We start from the raw sequence: 15696 nt of genomic DNA on the forward strand, positions 1-15696 counted from the left end.
GTCGCGCGGCGAGGACCCTGTGGTGACCGGTACCTCGCAGCGGGCGACCCTGATCGCGCTGACCGACGGCGCCGAGCTGGCCGAGCACGATTCACCCCTGGCCGCCACCCTGTACGTCGTCACCGGACGGGTCCGGCTGCACACCCACGACAACGAGTGGACGCTGGATCGCGGGCACCTCGCGGCCATCCCACCGGACCCCAGCCCGGCGTGTCGGGCCGGAAACACCGATCTTGGAACAGTCCCCTGTTACCGGGCCTGGTTGAATCAGTAAGTTGAGGTGCGGGTCCGGCTCGAGGTTGTCTGGCGTCTCGATGAGCCTCTGCCGCAAGACTTGGTAGCAGCGGTGTTCACGGAGAGAGAAGTCCGCCTCCGCACCCGCCAGGCGTCTGCTGTGCGCGAGGTGGCGGGCTTGCGGCGGAACGCGATGGAGGGTTTGGTCCACGGTCAGTCGATTGGGGATGACTCGACCTCATCGGTGGAACAGCAGGTGGCGATTCCCGATCAGCCCGTGGCAGGCTTTGCACTTTGGTGTGTCTTTGCCCTCGGGCGACGGGTGGGGCCTGCCGCTCCCGTCGGTATCGACTCGACCGGTTCGATCGTCTGGCAGCAGTGGGCCAGCGTGTTCTGCGACCCAGGGCGCGTTGGCGATCTTGCCGGTGATGCCGCGGTCGAGGCGGGTGAGGTCGGTGGCGAACAGGTCGTCGCCGAGGAGTTGGCGTTGGTGGTACCCGGGCATGTTCCGCCGCGACCGCCGCGACACTGGCTGGATATGGTGCTGAGGGGCATGCGGTCAGACGCTGCGGAGGGCGACCTGTGGTGGACGAAGGCATCGCGGCAGCGGCACGAGTTCGCGACATCTTCGACGACGTCGTAGCCCGTGGATTCCGTGCCCAGGCGGTCCAGGGAGCGTCCGACAGGGAGATCGACACCTGGGCTGCAGCCCAGGGCGTGCGGATGGTCCCCGCAGCGTTGCGAGAGATCTTGCGGATCATGGGTAAGCCACGCAGGAAGACACCCACGGGGTGGTTCGAGTCCTCGGCGTTCGGTGTCGATTCCATCGACGCGAGGGACAAGGAGTTCGCTGGGTGGTGCGTGGAAGAGGCCGACGAGCGCGGGATCGAGCACGGGATGCGGGATCCGGAAGGCATGCTGGTAGTCGCTGGGGATGGCACCAGCGCGTCTTTCGTCGTGATCGACGGCAGCGACCTTGCGGAACCCGACCCGCCGATATGGGTGCTGACCGAGGCAGGGTCGATACGCAGGAGCTCTGAGTCGACCACCGCGTGGTTCGCGAAGATCGGCGAGGAACTGATGGATTTGACCCGTCAGCACGCTCGTCGCCGCGGTCAGGCCTACTACGATGTTCCGTAGACCACTCGACGAAGCGTGCGATCTGTTGGCACGCACAGGGAAAACCCCACGGAAGCGCCGTGGGGTTTCCGGGGTGGAGCGTGGATTCGCGCGCGCCCGGGTTCCAGCCCGGCATCGCGCGGACAGTGCGGAAGGCCTGGGCGTCGACGCGGGCGTCGTTGGTGTCCCACGTGAGCAACGACCAGCCGTTACCACCGCCCCCTCGTGCGGAGGCCGTGTCCGGGTCATTCGGCGGAAGCAGGCGGGTCAGCGCAGGCCGATGGTGTGTTCGGGTGGGGAGAACACGGCGGTGACGCACGGGGTGGCGCTCCGGCGGACCAATGGGATCGGTGGCTGGGCGGACAGGTGTGCCGCCGCCGCGGCGAGCCAGCGCACTTCGAATCGGGCGCCGACGCACGCGCCGGGGCCGACCGCGAAGGGCAGGAACGCTTCGGGTCGCTGGGGGAGGCGGGCCCAGCGGGCGGGGTCGAACAGGTCCGCGTCCGGCCAGTACCGGGGATGGCGCTGCAACGCGTAGGCGGGTACGACGAGTTCGTCACCGCGCAGCACCGCCATGGAGCCGATGCGGTGGTCGCGCAGCACCGGCCGCCGGTGCTGCCAGGCGGGCGGCCACAACCGGAGCGTTTCCAGCGCGACGTGCTCGGGCGGCACGTCCGGGGCGGTCTCCGCCGGTCGCCTGGTGGCCACCAGCTCATCGGATCGCAGTGCGCAGATCAACCAGGCGAGCGCGGCCGCGGAAGCACCGACGAACGCGGTCACGGCACGCAGGTACACCTCGCCCCGGATCGCGCGGTCCAGGTCCGGGAACCCGGGGACGGCGCCACTGGCCACCGCCCTGCCTGCCCGGGCGGCGAGCCGCTGGAAGGCGTCGATGTCGGGGTACCGGCTGGCGCCGGTCATCATGCCGTGGAACACGTGGTCGAGGAACTCACCGACGGTCGCCCGCAGGTTGCTGTGGTGCTCGAAGCCCAGCGGGCGGCGGTTGGCCTCGGCCACCGCGTGCAGGCAGGCGCGGTGCAGATCACCGCGGGTGGCCGCGACCGCTTCGACAGCGGTCGCGGCCACCCGGCCGGGGTCCTCGGCGGACAGGCACGTGTGTACCCACCGGTTCAGCGCGGCGCACACCGGCGGCGGCAACGGGGCGTTGCCCGGCCGCCAGAACGCGGGCACGTGGTCCAGCTGACCACCGGTGTCGACCAGGACCTGCCTGGCCATTTCGGCGTCACACACCACCACGCTGCCCGCGAGCGTGCGGAAGACGGGCGTCCGCACGCACCGCTGGTGCAGCTTCCGCATTCCTCGCCAGCTCGTCCGGCGAATCGGGCCGAAGGACATGATCAGTAGTAGCTGTAGCCGAACGGCGCCCACGCCAGTCGCCGGATACCGCGTTCCATTCCCAGCCGCCGCATGACCGGCCGCACGAGACGCTTCATGTTCTTCCTCCTTGTTCATGACCGATCGAGACAGATCGGTACCCGTTCGTGGTGATCGCCCTTGGTCCTCGGTTACCCGTGGGTCCAGCCCTTGCAGATCCGGTAGAACCCGTCGGCTCGCTCCACGTACTTGCTGACGATCCCCGCATCGCGTATGCGCAGGACGTTCTCGTCCGATTGCCGCAGTCCCTTGTAAGTGAGGTTCGCGCTTCCGGCCAGCAGCTGCGGTGCGGCCGAAGCGTCCTTCTTGATCACCATGAACTTCTCGTGCATCGGAACGCCGCCGAAGTCCGGGTCGCTCCCGCAGAGGCGCACGACGATGTTGCTGCCGCGGGAAGCGAGTTCTTTCAACGCGTCGAAGGTCTCGTCGTCCGGCGTCTCCCGATCGTCACCCGTGTTGCCGGTCACGACCTGAACGGAACAGCCACGTTTGGCGGCGGCTATCAGCTGAGCGACGACGGCGGTGCGCTGGATCCGGTAGTTCGCGACCTTGATACTTCCGCCCGCCGCGCAGTTCTCGGTCCTCAGGATGTTGACGATCGGATCGTTGGAGCCGCTCGTCGCCCCGGCGCCGTCGGCCTCGTGGAAGGGAAACCCGAACAGCTGGTAGGTATCGGACGCCGCTCCCCACCTGCGGTTGTACGCGTCGTTGCCGGTGGTGCTCTGGTGGAATTCGAGGTCGGCGAAATAGAACGAGTAGTACAGGTGGACCTTCGGATCGGTGACGGTGATCGCGCTCTGGAACGCGTCGTAGGTGTCAAGATTGGCGGACGAAATGTAGGTGACATTGCCGGCGACGCTGCCATTCGTCAGCAGGACGCCGGTGAGGGTGATGAACTTGTTGTGGTTGAGCGCGTAGCTCGGGTTCTCACCGTCGGCGCCGAACTGCCGGGTGCCGATGCAGCCGCGGGACGCGACGTAGTCCGTGCCGTCCTGCACCCGGCTGCCGCAGACCGCCACGTAGGACGGTTTGGTCTTGTCCTCGCCCAGGAATGCTTTGAGCTGCGTGTGTTGCCACTGGTTCCGCATGTGACCGTCGAGCAGCACCCGGATGTTCACGCCGCGCGCCTTGGCCAGCTTCAGGGAGTCGATGATCGTCTGCTGGTTGAAGTAGTAGAGCGGCATGTCGATCTTCGACCCGGGCGTCGACGCGTCGATCAGCGCCTTCGCCCGTGCGACGATCGGTGGATGGTCGTGGGCGAACAGGACATCCTTGTTCACCAGATCCGGGCTGATGCCGACCGGGGCATTCAGCTGACCGGCAGCCGCCGAGGACGGTATCGCCGCCGTACTGCTCAATAGCCCTACGCTCAACGCGGCCGCGATCATGACTCTGGACAATCGTCTTCTCACGTGTATCCCCTTCATTAACGTGCACAGAGGAACCTGACGTGAGTATCCGTCGGTCGCATGCAGGATTTCTTGGGCAAATCTTGACGGGCCGCGAGAGGCCGATGAGCAGATCCTCACAGCCCGCCCGTTGCCGGGAACGCTCGCGACGGTCGGTCGGCGCGTCGATTGACCTCGGAGGTCGACGAACGGCGTCCTGCCGTCATAGTAGGGGGCATGAAGTACGTGTTCCTGATCTGTGACGACGAGAAGGTGTCGCCGTCGATGGAGGAGATCGCGGCGGACCCGGCGTACCAGGCGTATTCGGCGGAGGTGGAGCGGCGGGGAGGCACCCTCGGCGGCGCGCGGCTGCGTCCGGTGGCCGACGCGACCACGGTCCGCGTCCGCGATGGCGAGACGCTGGTGTCCGACGGCCCGTTCGCCGAGACGAAGGACTTCGTCGGCGGTATCGACATCGTCGAGTGCGCCGACCTGGACGACGCGCTCGCGCTCGCCGCGCGGCACCCCTACGCGAGCCGGGGTTGTGTCGAGGTCCGGCCCGTGTGGGAATGACCACGCCGGAGGAGGTCCGCGCCGCGGTCGCCGCGGCGTACCGGGACGAGTGGGGCCAGGTGGTCGCCACCCTGATCGGGCTGACCGGGGACTGGGACCTGGCCGAGGACTGCACGCAGGACGCGTTCGCCGCCGCGCTCGCGACGTGGGCGCGCGACGGGATCCCCGCTCGGCCGGGCGCCTGGCTGACGACGACGGCACGGCACCGGGCGACCGATCGCCTGCGGCGTGACACGAGGTGGGCGGCGAAGGTACGGCAGCTCGCCGTGCTGGAGCGGGAGCCGGCCGAGCCGTCGGCGAAGGAGTTCCCCGACGAGCGGTTGCGGCTGATCTTCACCTGCTGCCACCCCGCGCTGCCGTTCCCCGCGCGGGTCGCCCTCACCCTGCGCACGCTGGCGGGCCTGAGCACGGCCGAGATCGCCAAGGCGTTCCTGACTACCGAGCCGACGATGGCGCAGCGACTGGTGCGCGCCAAACGCAAGATCGTCGAGGCCGGAATCCCTTACCGGATCCCGCCGGCGGAGTTGCTGCCGCAGCGGCTGACCGCCGTGCTCGCGGTGCTGTACCTGATCTTCAACGAGGGCTACGACGAAGCAGACGGGCGCCGGGCACTGGCCGCCGAAGGGATCCACCTCGCCAGGATGCTGGTCCGCCTGATGCCCGCCGAACCCGAAGCGCGCGGCCTGCTGGCCTTGATGTTGCTGCTCGAAGCCCGCCGCGCGAACCGCACCGACGACGGCGTGCTGGTCCCGTTGGAGGACCAGGACCGCTCGCGCTGGGATCGCGCGCTGATCGGCGAAGGCGTCGCGATGCTCGACGAAGCGCTGGCCATGCGGCGTTCCGGGCCGTACCAGGTGCAGGCCGCGATCGCCGCGTGCCACGCCACCGCGCCCGATGCCGCGGCGACCGACTGGCCGCAGATCGCCGCCCTCTACGCGGAGCTCGCGCGGCGGGCGCCGTCCCCGGTGGTGGACCTCAACCGCGCCGTGGCGGTCGCGATGGCCGACGGCATCCCCGCCGGACTCGCCCTCGTCGACGAGCTCGCCGAGTCCGGCAAGCTCGATGGCTACTACCTGCTGCCCGCGACGCGGGCGGATCTGCTCCGCCGGGACGGCCGTCTCGCCGAGGCCGCCGCCAGCTACGAGGAGGCGCTGGCGCTGGTCCCGACCGAGGCCGAGCGGCGCTACCTGCTGGCCCGTCTTTCGGCCCTCTGACCAGGGCAAACAATCTCGCGGTCAAGTTTTCCGAATTTCTCCGGGGTCGATGTCGATCCAGCGCGGCCTTCTTCGTCGGTGGGCAAACCCGCCGAGGAGAGAGGCAAGGAAGATGTCGAACACCGAGTACCTGACCGCGACCACGACCATCGACAAGACGCCGGAAGAGGTCTTCGCGGCCATCACCGACGTGCGCGGCTGGTGGAGCGAGAACCTCATCGGCGACACCGCCGCCCAGCACGACGAGTTCGTCTTCACCGACGACATCGAATACGCCGGGGAGACCGCCCGAGCCAAGAAGGGCATCCGATTCGCCCGCTTCCAGCTCACCGAGGTCGTGCCCGGCCGGCGGATGGTCTGGCGCGTCGTCGACGCCGACCTCACCTTCATCGACGACCGCGACGAGTGGACCGGCACCAGGGTCGTCTTCGACCTCACCGCCGACGCGCGGGGCACGACGCTGCACTTCACGCACGAAGGCCTCACCGCGGCGAAGTCCGCCTGCTTCGAGGCGTGCTCGCGCGGCTGGACCTTCTACACCACCCAGAGCCTGCCGCAGCTGATCACCACCGGAACCGGTCAGCCCATGCGGAGCTACCGCTGACAAGGACAGCGAACCCATGTATATCAGCGAAAGTTCCCTCACCACGGAATACCGGAAGGCTCACCCCCGCCAAGGACTCGTGCTCGGCCTGGCCTGCGCCGCCCAGGCGATGGTGGGCCTCGACATCGCCATCGTGAACGTGGCCCTGCCCTCGATCCAGCAGGACTTCGGTGTCGGCCAGAGCAGCGCGCAATGGGTGGTCGTCGCCTACGGTCTGTTGCTCGGCGGCTTCCTCCTCGTCGGTGGCCGGATGGCCGACCTGCTCGGCCGACGCCGGATCCTGTTGGCGGGCCTCGGTTTGTTCACCGCCGCATCGCTGCTGGCAGGCACCGCGCAACACATCGGCGTGCTGATCTGGGCGCGAGGACTGCAAGGGCTGGGCGGCGCGCTCATCGCACCGGCGGCCTTGTCGCTGCTGGCCGTCGCTTTCCGTGAAGGACGGGAGCGCAACCGTGCCCTCGGCATCTTCGGTGCCGTCGGCGGCGCGGCCGGCACGGTGGGCGTGGTCGCGAGCGGTTTCCTCGCCGCCGGTCCGGGCTGGCGGTGGGCGTTCTTCATCAACGTGCCCGCCGGCCTCGTGCTCATCGGCCTCGCCGCCGCCTGTCTCGCCGTCGACGGGACCCGTGGCCGTTCCGGCCGGCTGGACCTCGCGGGGGCGAGCACGGTGACGGGCGCACTGCTGACCTTCGTCTACGCGCTTCACCATGCCGCCACCCACGGCGCGTCCGCGCTGGCCTGGTTCGCCGTGGCGGGCGTGCTGATCGCCGCGTTCGCGTGGATCGAGAAGCGTGCGGTCGCGCCACTCGTGCCTGCCGGGGCACTGCGCAACCGCACGCTCGTCGCGGCGAATCTCACCGCTCTGCTCACCTTCGCCGCGTTCTTCTCGTTCATTTTCCTCGGCTCCCTGCTGATGCAACAGGAATTCGGTTACACGCCGGTCCAAACAGGACTGGCGTGGCTGGCCACCACGACGACCGTCTTCGCCACCTCGTCCGCCGCCGGACGGTTCGCCGCGGCCATGGGCGTCCGGCGCCTGCTGCTGGTGGGGCTGACGTTGCTGACCGCCGGAATGGTGTGGCTGACGCGGCTTCCCGCCGACGCCGACTACGGCACCGGCTTGCTCCCGGCGTTCCTGCTCGCCGGACTCGGTTTCGGGCTCTGCCTGCCCTCGCTGCAGATCGGTGCGCTGTCCGGGGTCACCGAATCGCAGTCGGGACTCGCTTCCGGCCTGATCGAGACCATGCGCGAGATCGGCGGCGCGGCGGGTGTCGCCGGGGTGTCGGCCATTCTCGTGGTCGGAACCGGCCTCGCCGGCTTCCACACCACCTTCGCCGCCGTCGGAGTTCTCGCCGCACTCGGTGCCGTCACCGCGGCAACCGGATTCAGCCGGAGCCGCGGGCTACGGTCTGCGCCGTGACCTGGACCAACCGCCACAGCCAGGTGTACGTGGGCACCCGCTGGTGCCGGACTCGCGGACCTGGGTGCTGTGGGTGGCCGGTAGCTTTCGACATCAACCCGACAGGACCGACGGGGGGCGAACCCGACGGCCTGCGCCGTACGTCGGCCGCTGTGACGCAGAGGACAAGACCGCCGCTCAAACCACCACCTGACGCGGCCCACCCGTGGAGCGTCCCGGTCGCGTGCTCACGCGAACGCCGCCGCCGTGACGAGTTCGGCCACCCACGACACCAGTGGGCCGATAAGGAGCAGGGCCGCTCCGACGCGAGCAGTAGCGCCAGAGCGGACCATCGGCCTCACTTCAGCGCCATTCCCGGGACTCGGGCGCGGATCGCGTCCATGGTCGCCTCGTCCGAGACGCCCTGCCAGTCATACCGCGGTGTGTAGGGGGCGGTGAGGGCACGCACGTCCTCGTCGGTGAGCTCGACGTCCAGTGACGCGATCGCGTCGTCGATCTGCTCGACCGAACCGGCCCCGACCAGCGGAGCGGTGACGACCGGCTGGCGGTGCAGCCAGGCCAGGGCGATCGAGGCGCGGCTCACGCCGTGGGCGGCCGCGACCTTGCCCACCGCGTCGATGATGGCGTGGTTCGACGCCTCTTCCGCGGGCGAGTAGAGCATGTCGGCGTAGCCGCCATCGGTTTCCGAGCGGGCGGTCGACTTCGCGTCCGCCCAGGCTCGCGCCAGCCGCCCGCGGGCCAGGGGGCTCCAGATGATCGTGCCGACGCCCTCGTCCAGGCACAGCGGGATCATTTCCCGTTCTTCTTCCCGGGCGAGCAGGTTGTAGTGGTCCTGCATCGACACGAACCGGGCCCAGCCGTGCTGCTTCTGCAGGTGCAGGGCCTTGGCGAACTCCCAGGCGAACATCGACGACGCGCCCAGATAGCGCACCTTGCCCGCCTTCACCAGCTCGCTGAGCGCTTCGAGGGTTTCCTCCAACGGGGTGGCGTGATCGTTGCGGTGCACCTGGTAGAGGTCGATGTAGTCGGTGCCCAGCCGCCGCAGCGAGTGGTCGACCTCCGTCATGATCGCCTTGCGCGACAGGCCCTTGCCGTTGGGGCCAGGGCGCACCGGATGACGCAGCTTCGTCGCGATCACCACATCGTCGCGGTCGGCGAAGTCCTTGAGCGCGCGGCCGAGGATCTCTTCGCTGGAGCCGTTTGAATACATGTTCGCGGTGTCGAAGAAGTTGATGCCCGCGTCCAGGGCATGCCTGATCAGCGGACGCGCGTCGTCCTCGCCGAGGGACCAGACCGGGTGACCGCGGTCGGGTTCGCCATAGGTCATCGCACCGATCGCGATGGGGGAGACGTCGAGACCGGTGGTGCCGAGCTTCACGTAGCGCATCAGGGAACTCCAGCAAGACGGAAACTTGCGGAGAATCCTCCGCAAGTTCTGCCAAACTAGCGGAGGATTGTCCGCGAGTCAACGAGCGGGCACCATGTGGTGATGACCGACCAGACGCCGACCACCTACGGCACGCAGCGCAAGGCCGCCGCGCGCAACCGTGCCGCGATCATCGAGGCCGCCCACGAGTTGTTTGCACAGAACCCGCTCGTGCCGCTGAGCGAAGTCGCCAAACGCGCCGGCGTCGGCGCCGGAACGCTCTATCGCCACTTCCCCACCAGGGAAGACCTGATCCTGGGGGCCTACCAGTACGACATCGAACGCCTGACCACTACCGCCGACGAAGTGCTGGCTCGGCACTCTTCGGCGAAGGCCGCCTTCATCGAGTGGTTCGAGACCCTCTCGGCCTACATCCGCATCAAGCACGGCCTCGGTGACGCGCTGCACAGCGCCGCGGCCCAAGACGTGATCAGCGCCTCCTGGGCGCCGACCACCGCGGCAGTGAAGAAGCTGGTCGACGCCTGCGTGGCCGAAGGGACGATCGCCGCGGGACACGATCCGGCGGACATCATCATGTTGATGAGCTTCCTGTGGCGCGTGGCGAACAACGATGAGGGTGCCGCGCAGGGGCGGCGCCTGATCGCCGCCGTGTTCTCCGGCCTCGAGCAACCGCCGGAGCCGAGGTGAACAGCCGGCGATTCGCGCATGCACCCATGTCGGCGGCAAGGAGGGGCCTCTATCGCAGCAAAAGGTAGATCACCTCGCCGACTTTCTTGATCAGGCTGCCCTCCCGGCCCTGTCGGCGAGTGAGGCGGTGCTGGTGCTGAGGAAGATCGACCACATGCCTGGTCGAGGTGTCGGTTCCGGCTGAGGGCGATAGCCGGATCAGTTGCGCTGGCGCGCCTCCTGGTCCTTCCACTTGCGCATGAGCTGCGGGATCTCCGCGCGCAGAAAGGCGAAGAAGCGTTCGGTGTGCGCGAGTCTGGTGCCGATCTCGGTCTGGCTGCCGAAGATGTCCGTGCCTTCGCGGGCGACGTCCTTGAAGCGGCGGTACACGCTGTCGCTGGTGGTCAGTGCTTCGAACCAGGCCACCTGGTGCACGCGGTAGTGATCACGGCGCTGCCCCGGCTCTCGCTCGCGGACCGCCATCCCGGTGCGCAGGAGGTAGTTGATGCCGCCGGAGACGGCGGACCTGCGGACGTGTACTTCACCGCGGCCATGACGCCATAGGTCAGAAGAGCCAGCACCGGCACGATCATCGCGATCAGGACGAGCAGTACCGCGACGCCGCCGAGCCCGTCCCGCCTGCGCATCTCGCCTCTCGGCAATGGAAGTAGCACTTTGCTGCTCAGATGGAGCACGATCTCTGGTGTCTCGCAATTCTCTTTGGTTTAAGCAGGCCGCGCGACGAGGGTTCTGTTCAGTGAGGAGCAGCACCTTCCTGGTGTTCGGCTTCCAGGAGTGCGAGCAGTCCGGGAAACCTGCTCTCGACGTCCGTGCGTCGTAGGCGGATGCCCTTGCGGTTGCCGTAGTCGATCTCGTTGATGAGGCCTGCTTCGCGCAGGACCCGGAAGTGGTGGGTCTGGGTCTGCTTCGAGATCGGGAGAGCGAACGAGTTGCAGCCTCGCTCGCTGTCGGTGTGGTCGGCGGCCAACTCCGTCATCACCGAACGACGGTGCTCGTCAGCGAGAGCGCGAAGCACCACGCCCAGCTCGAGCGCATCGACCTCTGGGCCGACCAGATTCGTTCCGGCCACGGACATCCTCCTTCAGGTACGTCTTGCATCGTACCTCGGTGGCGTGCTCTACTCGAGTACGAAATCGATCGTACCTAGACGGCGGGGAATGTAGTCGTCGGCGCTCCGAGAGGTCTTGTCATGAAGAAGCCCGAGGTGCTGGTAGTCGGTGCCGGAATCGCCGGGCCCGCGCTCGCGTACTGGCTCGCCCGGAATGGATACCGGCCGACCGTCGTCGAGCATGCCCGGCAGTTGCGCTCCGGTGGCAGCGCGATCGTCGTGAAGGGGTCCGCGATACCGGTCGCCGAGCGTATGGGCATCCTTCCGCGGCTGCGCGGGCTCGCCACCCGCAATCGGTCGCTGACCCTGCTCGACCCGGCAGGCAAACGAGTCCTGCGACTTCCTTCCGCCTCAGGAGGGTCGCCGACGGTCGAGGTGACCCGGGCCGACCTGTCCGAGGTGCTCCACCGGTCGGCGCGGGAGGATGCCGAGTTCGTGTTCGACGACACGGTCACCGCGCTCGATCAGGACGAAGGCGGGGTCGGCGTCACGTTTCGACGGTCCGCGCCACGGCGTTTCGACTTGGTGGTCGGTACCGATGGGACGCACTCCACCATCCGGCGTCTGGTGTTCGGGCCCGAGCGGCAGTTCGTGAGCGACCTGGGTCTATACGGCGCGACCGTCCCGCTGGAGCCCGACGCCATCGACGACCCGAGCGAGCTGACGATGCTGACCGTGCCGAACCGGATGCTGGTCGTCCACCCCTCGCGCACCACGCCGCTCGCGATCTTCACCTTCCGGGCCGCACGGCTGTCGCCCCACGACCGCAAGAACATCGCTCTCCACAAGCAAACCGTGGCCGACACGTACGCCGACGTGCGGTGGCGGGCGCCGGAACTCGTGGCGGCGTACCTCGACCACCCAGCCCCGTTCTTCGACCCACTGACGACCGTCCGGATGTCCTCGTGGTCCCGCGGACGGGTCGTGCTGCTCGGGGACGCGGCGGCGGCCACCGCCCTGCTGGGCGACGGGTCCAGCATGGCGATGGCAGGAGCGTATGCCCTCGCGGAAGAACTCGCCTCCCACCACGGCGATCACGCCCGCGCCTTCGCCGCCTACGAGTCGCGGCTCCGCCGCGAAGTGCGACCGCGGCAGCGACGCGTCGGCCTGCTCTCCAGGCTCATGGTGCCCAGCACCCGGCCGGGCCTCGTGGTGCGCAACACGGTGGGCCGCGCGGTCGGTCGCACGAACCGGATCACCTCTCGCGAAACCGCACACGGAAAGGCCGTGTAGCAGCTGGAACCCATGACGGCGGCGCATCGCGCGTGGTCGAGCGGCGCGGGTTGGCTGGGCAACGCATACGCCTGGCCCCAGCTGCATCGTCTGACTGGGCGTGATCGCTGTTGAAGGGGAGCCCGTGCTCAGTGGGGGGTCGGGGCTTGTGGTGTGACTGCTTCGCGCAGTTCGGTGGCGGCTTGGGTGATGAGCTCGGACAGGGTCGCGTCCGGGGCGGTCAGCCAGCGGGAGGTGGCGCGCCGGGAGATCGCGATCGCCACGTCGATGATGAAGTGTGCCTTGTCTGGCTCGACGCCGCGGTGCTCGAGCGCTCGCGTCAGTGCGGCGGCGATGGCGGCGAGCTTGATCAGGTCGCGTTCGGCCAGTGCCGGGCTGGCGGCGATCACCCTGGCGCGGCGTAGCAGGAACTCGCGCGAGCGGAAGACTTCGTCGGCGGTGCCCAGGGCGGTCAGCAGCGCGTCGAACGGGGTGAGGCCGGGGTCTGCCGCTTCGACCCGGGCGACGAGGTGGGCTTCGAGTTCGTGGCCGGCGAAGAGGACTTCCCGCTTGTCGGGGAAGTAGCGGTAGAAGGAGCGCTCGGTCAGGCCGGCGGTACGCGCGATCTGCGCGACCGTGGTGCGCTCGAATCCCTGCGTTTCGAACAGCTCGAGCGCCGCGCGCTCGAGGCGGCCCTGTGCGTCGGACTCCCATCTCGGCATAGCCACCAGGATGACAGCAGAGGCTGTTGTCGTCCTGCTAGGGTCGATGACAACAGATGCTGTCATCACAATGGAGATGGTCATGAAGGCTTTGCAGTTCGACCGGTTCGGTTCCCCGGACGTGATCGTGCTCCGTGACGTCCCGGCACCGGAACCTGGACCCGGGCAGATCCGGGTCGCTGTGCGGGCGTGCGGCCTGAACCCGGCCGACTGGGCGGTGGTCGACGGCCTGCTCGCCGACCGGCTGCCCCCACTGCCGCGCGGGCTCGGCTTCGAGGTCGCGGGCACCGTCGACGCGCTCGGTGAGGGCGTCACCGGCGTCGAGATCGGCGACCGCGTGTTCGGCCCGGCGACCTTCGACGGGCCGACGGCCGGGGCCGCCGAGTACGCGCTGATGGCGGGCTGGGCGCGCATTCCCGATGGCGTCACGGCCGAGCAGGCCGCCGCGCTGCCGATGGCGGCCGAGACGGCGTGGCAGGCGCTCGACGACCTCGGCGTCCATCCGGGTGAGCTGCTGCTCGTCCACGGCGCGGGCTCCACCGTCGGCGAGGTGGCGGTGCGATTCGCGCTGTACCGGGGTGTCCGGGTGATCGCCACTGCCGGGCCGACGCGGGCCGCCGCCCTGGAAGGGATCGGCGCCCAGGTGACCGGCTACGGCGACGGCATGGCCGACCGCGTCACCGGGCTGGCTGGAGGCCGCGTCGACCGCGCCCTGGACACGGCCCCGACCGGCGGCCGGATCGACCGCCCCGGCCAGGCCAGCCCGGCCGGCGGCGCACTGCCGACTCTCGTCAAGCTGACGGGGGACCCCGACCGGGTCCTCACCGTTTCGGACTTCGCCGCCGCGGCCGAGCTGGGTGCCCGGGTCACCCAGATCGAGATGCGCTACGACCGGCTGGACGAGTTCGCCCGGCTGGCCGGTGAAGGCGTCCTGGCCGTCTCGATCGCCCGCGACTACACCCTCGACCAGATCCACGAGGCCGCCAAGCTCAGCCAATCCCGACGGCCCGGCGGCAAGCTCATGCTCGTCCTGTGATCGCCTTGCCGCCCGGCCAGGTGATCCCGCTGCCGAACAAGTACTGGCTAATTCCAACTCCCGCTTCTCGGCAGGACAGTGCGTCGCCGGTGCGTTCCGTGCTTGACAGGATCACTCCCACGGTTTATCCATTGGAAAAGACCGATGGTGGAGGACATGACTTGTGGGACCTTTCCAGATAACCGGCGCGACGCTCCTCAGGACCTGCCGTGCCCGGTAAGCGCATGAGTACTGACGTGGTCGTGATCGGGGCAGGGGTGATCGGTTCGTCGATCGCCCTCGAGCTCGCACGTGCGGGGCACCGGGTGATCGTGCTCGATCGCGCCCCTGGGGCTGGACAGGGGTCGACCTCGGCGTCGAGTGCGATCGTCCGGTTCAACTTCTCCACCACCGCCGGGGTGGCGACGGCGTGGGAGGCGCATTTCGGCTGGCTCGACTGGGCCGGCCACCTCGGGCACGATGTCGGTGACCTCGCGGATTTCCGCAAGAGCGGGCTGGTCATGCTGGACGTCGAGGCGGCTCCGCGTGCGTCATGGCTTCCGTTGTTCGACGAGATCGGTGTTCCCTACGAGGAATGGGACAGTGCGACCTTGGCCGAGCGCGTTCCCGGTATCGACGTCGGCCGCTATTGGCCGCCGAAGCGGCTCGACGACGAGGAATTCTGGGAGGACGCGAAACACTCGCTCGGTGGCGTGTACACGCCGGATGCCGGTTACGTCTCGGACCCGAGCCTCGCCGCGGTGAACCTCGCTTCCGCGTCCTCGGCGTGCGGGGCGGAGTTCCGCTTCCGCAGCACGGTGACAGCTGTGGAGAAGGCCGGCGGGCGCGTGACGTCGGTGCGTCTGTCGGACGGCACCCGGATTCCCTGTGCCGTCGTGGTCAACGCGGCCGGTCCGTGGTCGGGCGCGGTGAATCGGCTGGCCGGCGTGGGTTCCGACTTCACCGTCGGTGTGCGCCCGATGAGGCAGGAAGTAGCGCATGTGCCCGTCCCGGCGGGCTATGGCGGGCCCATGGTGGCGGACATGGATCTGGGCACCTATTTCCGCGGCGAAGCAGGCGGGGACCTGCTCGTCGGCGGAACGGAACCGGAGTGCGACCCGATGCAGTGGACCGACGACCCGGACGCCGTCGACATCCACCCGACGGCCGCGGTCTTCGAGGCTCAGGTGACGCGGGCCGCGCGGCGGTTGCCCGACCTGGCGGTGCCCAACCGGGCGCGCGGCGTGGTGGGCGTTTACGACGTCGCCGACGATTGGACTCCGATCTACGACCGCACCGAACTCGATGGCTTCTACCTCGCGATCGGAACGAGCGGCAACCAGTTCAAGAACGCGCCGGTCGTGGGGCAGTTGATGACGGAGCTGATCAACCAGGTGGAGAACGGCGCCGACCACGACGTGTCGCCCGTCCGGTTCCGGGCCCCGCGCACCGGCCTGGAGATCGACCTGGGTGCGTTCTCTCGTAAGCGCAACCGAAACACCGCGAACTCGGGCACGGTGATGGGCTGAGCCGGAACTCAGACGAGGCGGCCGTTGTTCTGGTTCATTGCCGGCCACGACGAGGAGCGGGCTCGTCGTCAACTGCAGGCAGGGGGCCACCG

The 15696-nt window shown here is 68.7% G+C and carries 17 protein-coding genes; 11 read left to right on the forward strand and 6 right to left on the reverse strand.

Annotated features, from left to right (window positions below; all coding sequences use genetic code 11):
* Positions 1–22: 22 nt before the first annotated feature.
* The 3 genes from YIM_RS22200 (at position 23) to YIM_RS22210 (ending at position 1374) form a co-directional block, all read left to right on the forward strand.
* The gene (locus YIM_RS22200; RefSeq protein ID WP_370469007.1) at positions 23–274 is read left to right on the forward strand and encodes a hypothetical protein; all 252 of its coding nucleotides are present in this window, start codon (positions 23–25) and stop codon (positions 272–274) included.
* A gap of 120 nt (positions 275–394) precedes the next feature.
* Positions 395–877 (forward strand): hypothetical protein, encoded by a 483-nt coding sequence (locus YIM_RS22205; protein WP_153032166.1) that lies wholly within the window; start codon positions 395–397, stop codon positions 875–877.
* Positions 820–1374 carry a hypothetical protein gene (locus YIM_RS22210; RefSeq protein WP_153032167.1) on the forward strand — a complete coding sequence of 185 codons (555 nt, stop codon included), beginning with the start codon at positions 820–822 and terminating at the stop codon, positions 1372–1374. The genes YIM_RS22205 and YIM_RS22210 overlap by 58 nt, the downstream gene beginning before the upstream one ends.
* Positions 1375–1620: 246 nt before the next feature.
* Here YIM_RS22210 and YIM_RS22215 read toward each other — a convergent pair whose 3' ends face one another.
* Positions 1621–2670, reverse strand: a complete 1050-nt coding sequence (locus YIM_RS22215; RefSeq protein WP_194240253.1) for a cytochrome P450 — start codon at positions 2668–2670, stop codon at positions 1621–1623.
* A 209-nt stretch (positions 2671–2879) separates the two neighbouring features.
* Positions 2880–4136, reverse strand: a complete 1257-nt coding sequence (locus tag YIM_RS22220) for a phospholipase D-like domain-containing protein (protein WP_194240254.1) — start codon at positions 4134–4136, stop codon at positions 2880–2882.
* A 237-nt stretch (positions 4137–4373) separates the two neighbouring features.
* Between YIM_RS22220 and YIM_RS22225 the strand changes: the two genes are divergently transcribed.
* The 4 genes from YIM_RS22225 (at position 4374) to YIM_RS22240 (ending at position 7944) form a co-directional block, all read left to right on the forward strand.
* Positions 4374–4709, forward strand: coding sequence for a YciI family protein (locus YIM_RS22225; protein ID WP_153032170.1), 336 nt, complete (start codon positions 4374–4376; stop codon positions 4707–4709).
* Positions 4706–5923: an RNA polymerase sigma factor gene (locus tag YIM_RS22230; RefSeq protein WP_153032171.1), complete on the forward strand. Its 1218-nt coding sequence runs from the start codon at positions 4706–4708 to the stop codon at positions 5921–5923. The genes YIM_RS22225 and YIM_RS22230 overlap by 4 nt, the downstream gene beginning before the upstream one ends.
* Positions 5924–6035: 112 nt before the next feature.
* Positions 6036–6527, forward strand: a complete 492-nt coding sequence (locus YIM_RS22235) for an SRPBCC domain-containing protein (protein ID WP_153032172.1) — start codon at positions 6036–6038, stop codon at positions 6525–6527.
* 16 nt (positions 6528–6543) lie between these two features.
* Positions 6544–7944, forward strand: a complete 1401-nt coding sequence (locus YIM_RS22240; protein WP_228004905.1) for an MFS transporter — start codon at positions 6544–6546, stop codon at positions 7942–7944.
* Between the two features lie 337 nt (positions 7945–8281).
* On the opposite strand, the gene YIM_RS22245 is transcribed toward YIM_RS22240, so the two are convergent.
* Positions 8282–9331 carry an aldo/keto reductase gene (locus tag YIM_RS22245; protein ID WP_153032173.1) on the reverse strand — a complete coding sequence of 350 codons (1050 nt, stop codon included), beginning with the start codon at positions 9329–9331 and terminating at the stop codon, positions 8282–8284.
* 102 nt (positions 9332–9433) lie between these two features.
* On the opposite strand from YIM_RS22245, the gene YIM_RS22250 reads away from it, so the two are divergent.
* Entirely contained in the window at positions 9434–10018 is a 585-nt protein-coding gene (locus tag YIM_RS22250; protein WP_153032174.1) for a TetR/AcrR family transcriptional regulator, read from the forward strand.
* A gap of 198 nt (positions 10019–10216) precedes the next feature.
* On the opposite strand, the gene YIM_RS22255 is transcribed toward YIM_RS22250, so the two are convergent.
* Together YIM_RS22255 and YIM_RS22260 are read right to left on the reverse strand one after the other, a co-directional pair.
* Positions 10217–10480 carry a hypothetical protein gene (locus YIM_RS22255; protein WP_153032175.1) on the reverse strand — a complete coding sequence of 88 codons (264 nt, stop codon included), beginning with the start codon at positions 10478–10480 and terminating at the stop codon, positions 10217–10219.
* A 271-nt stretch (positions 10481–10751) separates the two neighbouring features.
* Positions 10752–11087 carry a helix-turn-helix transcriptional regulator gene (locus YIM_RS22260; RefSeq protein WP_153032176.1) on the reverse strand — a complete coding sequence of 112 codons (336 nt, stop codon included), beginning with the start codon at positions 11085–11087 and terminating at the stop codon, positions 10752–10754.
* Between the two features lie 120 nt (positions 11088–11207).
* Between YIM_RS22260 and YIM_RS22265 the strand changes: the two genes are divergently transcribed.
* Positions 11208–12359, forward strand: a complete 1152-nt coding sequence (locus YIM_RS22265) for an FAD-dependent monooxygenase (protein ID WP_153032177.1) — start codon at positions 11208–11210, stop codon at positions 12357–12359.
* Positions 12360–12487: 128 nt separating this feature from the next.
* Here YIM_RS22265 and YIM_RS22270 read toward each other — a convergent pair whose 3' ends face one another.
* Positions 12488–13144 (reverse strand): TetR/AcrR family transcriptional regulator, encoded by a 657-nt coding sequence (locus YIM_RS22270; RefSeq protein WP_228004906.1) that lies wholly within the window; start codon positions 13142–13144, stop codon positions 12488–12490.
* Between YIM_RS22270 and YIM_RS22275 the strand changes: the two genes are divergently transcribed.
* Together YIM_RS22275 and YIM_RS22280 are read left to right on the forward strand one after the other, a co-directional pair.
* Entirely contained in the window at positions 13143–14096 is a 954-nt protein-coding gene (locus YIM_RS22275; RefSeq protein ID WP_153032178.1) for an NADP-dependent oxidoreductase, read from the forward strand. The two genes, YIM_RS22270 and YIM_RS22275, sit on opposite strands and share 2 nt — an antisense overlap.
* Before the next feature lie 224 nt (positions 14097–14320).
* On the forward strand, positions 14321–15604 hold the full coding sequence (locus tag YIM_RS22280) for an FAD-binding oxidoreductase (RefSeq protein WP_153032179.1): 1284 nt from the start codon (positions 14321–14323) through the stop codon (positions 15602–15604).
* Positions 15605–15696: the final 92 nt, after the last annotated feature.

The organism is Amycolatopsis sp. YIM 10 (assembly GCF_009429145.1).
GTDB lineage: Bacteria > Actinomycetota > Actinomycetes > Mycobacteriales > Pseudonocardiaceae > Amycolatopsis.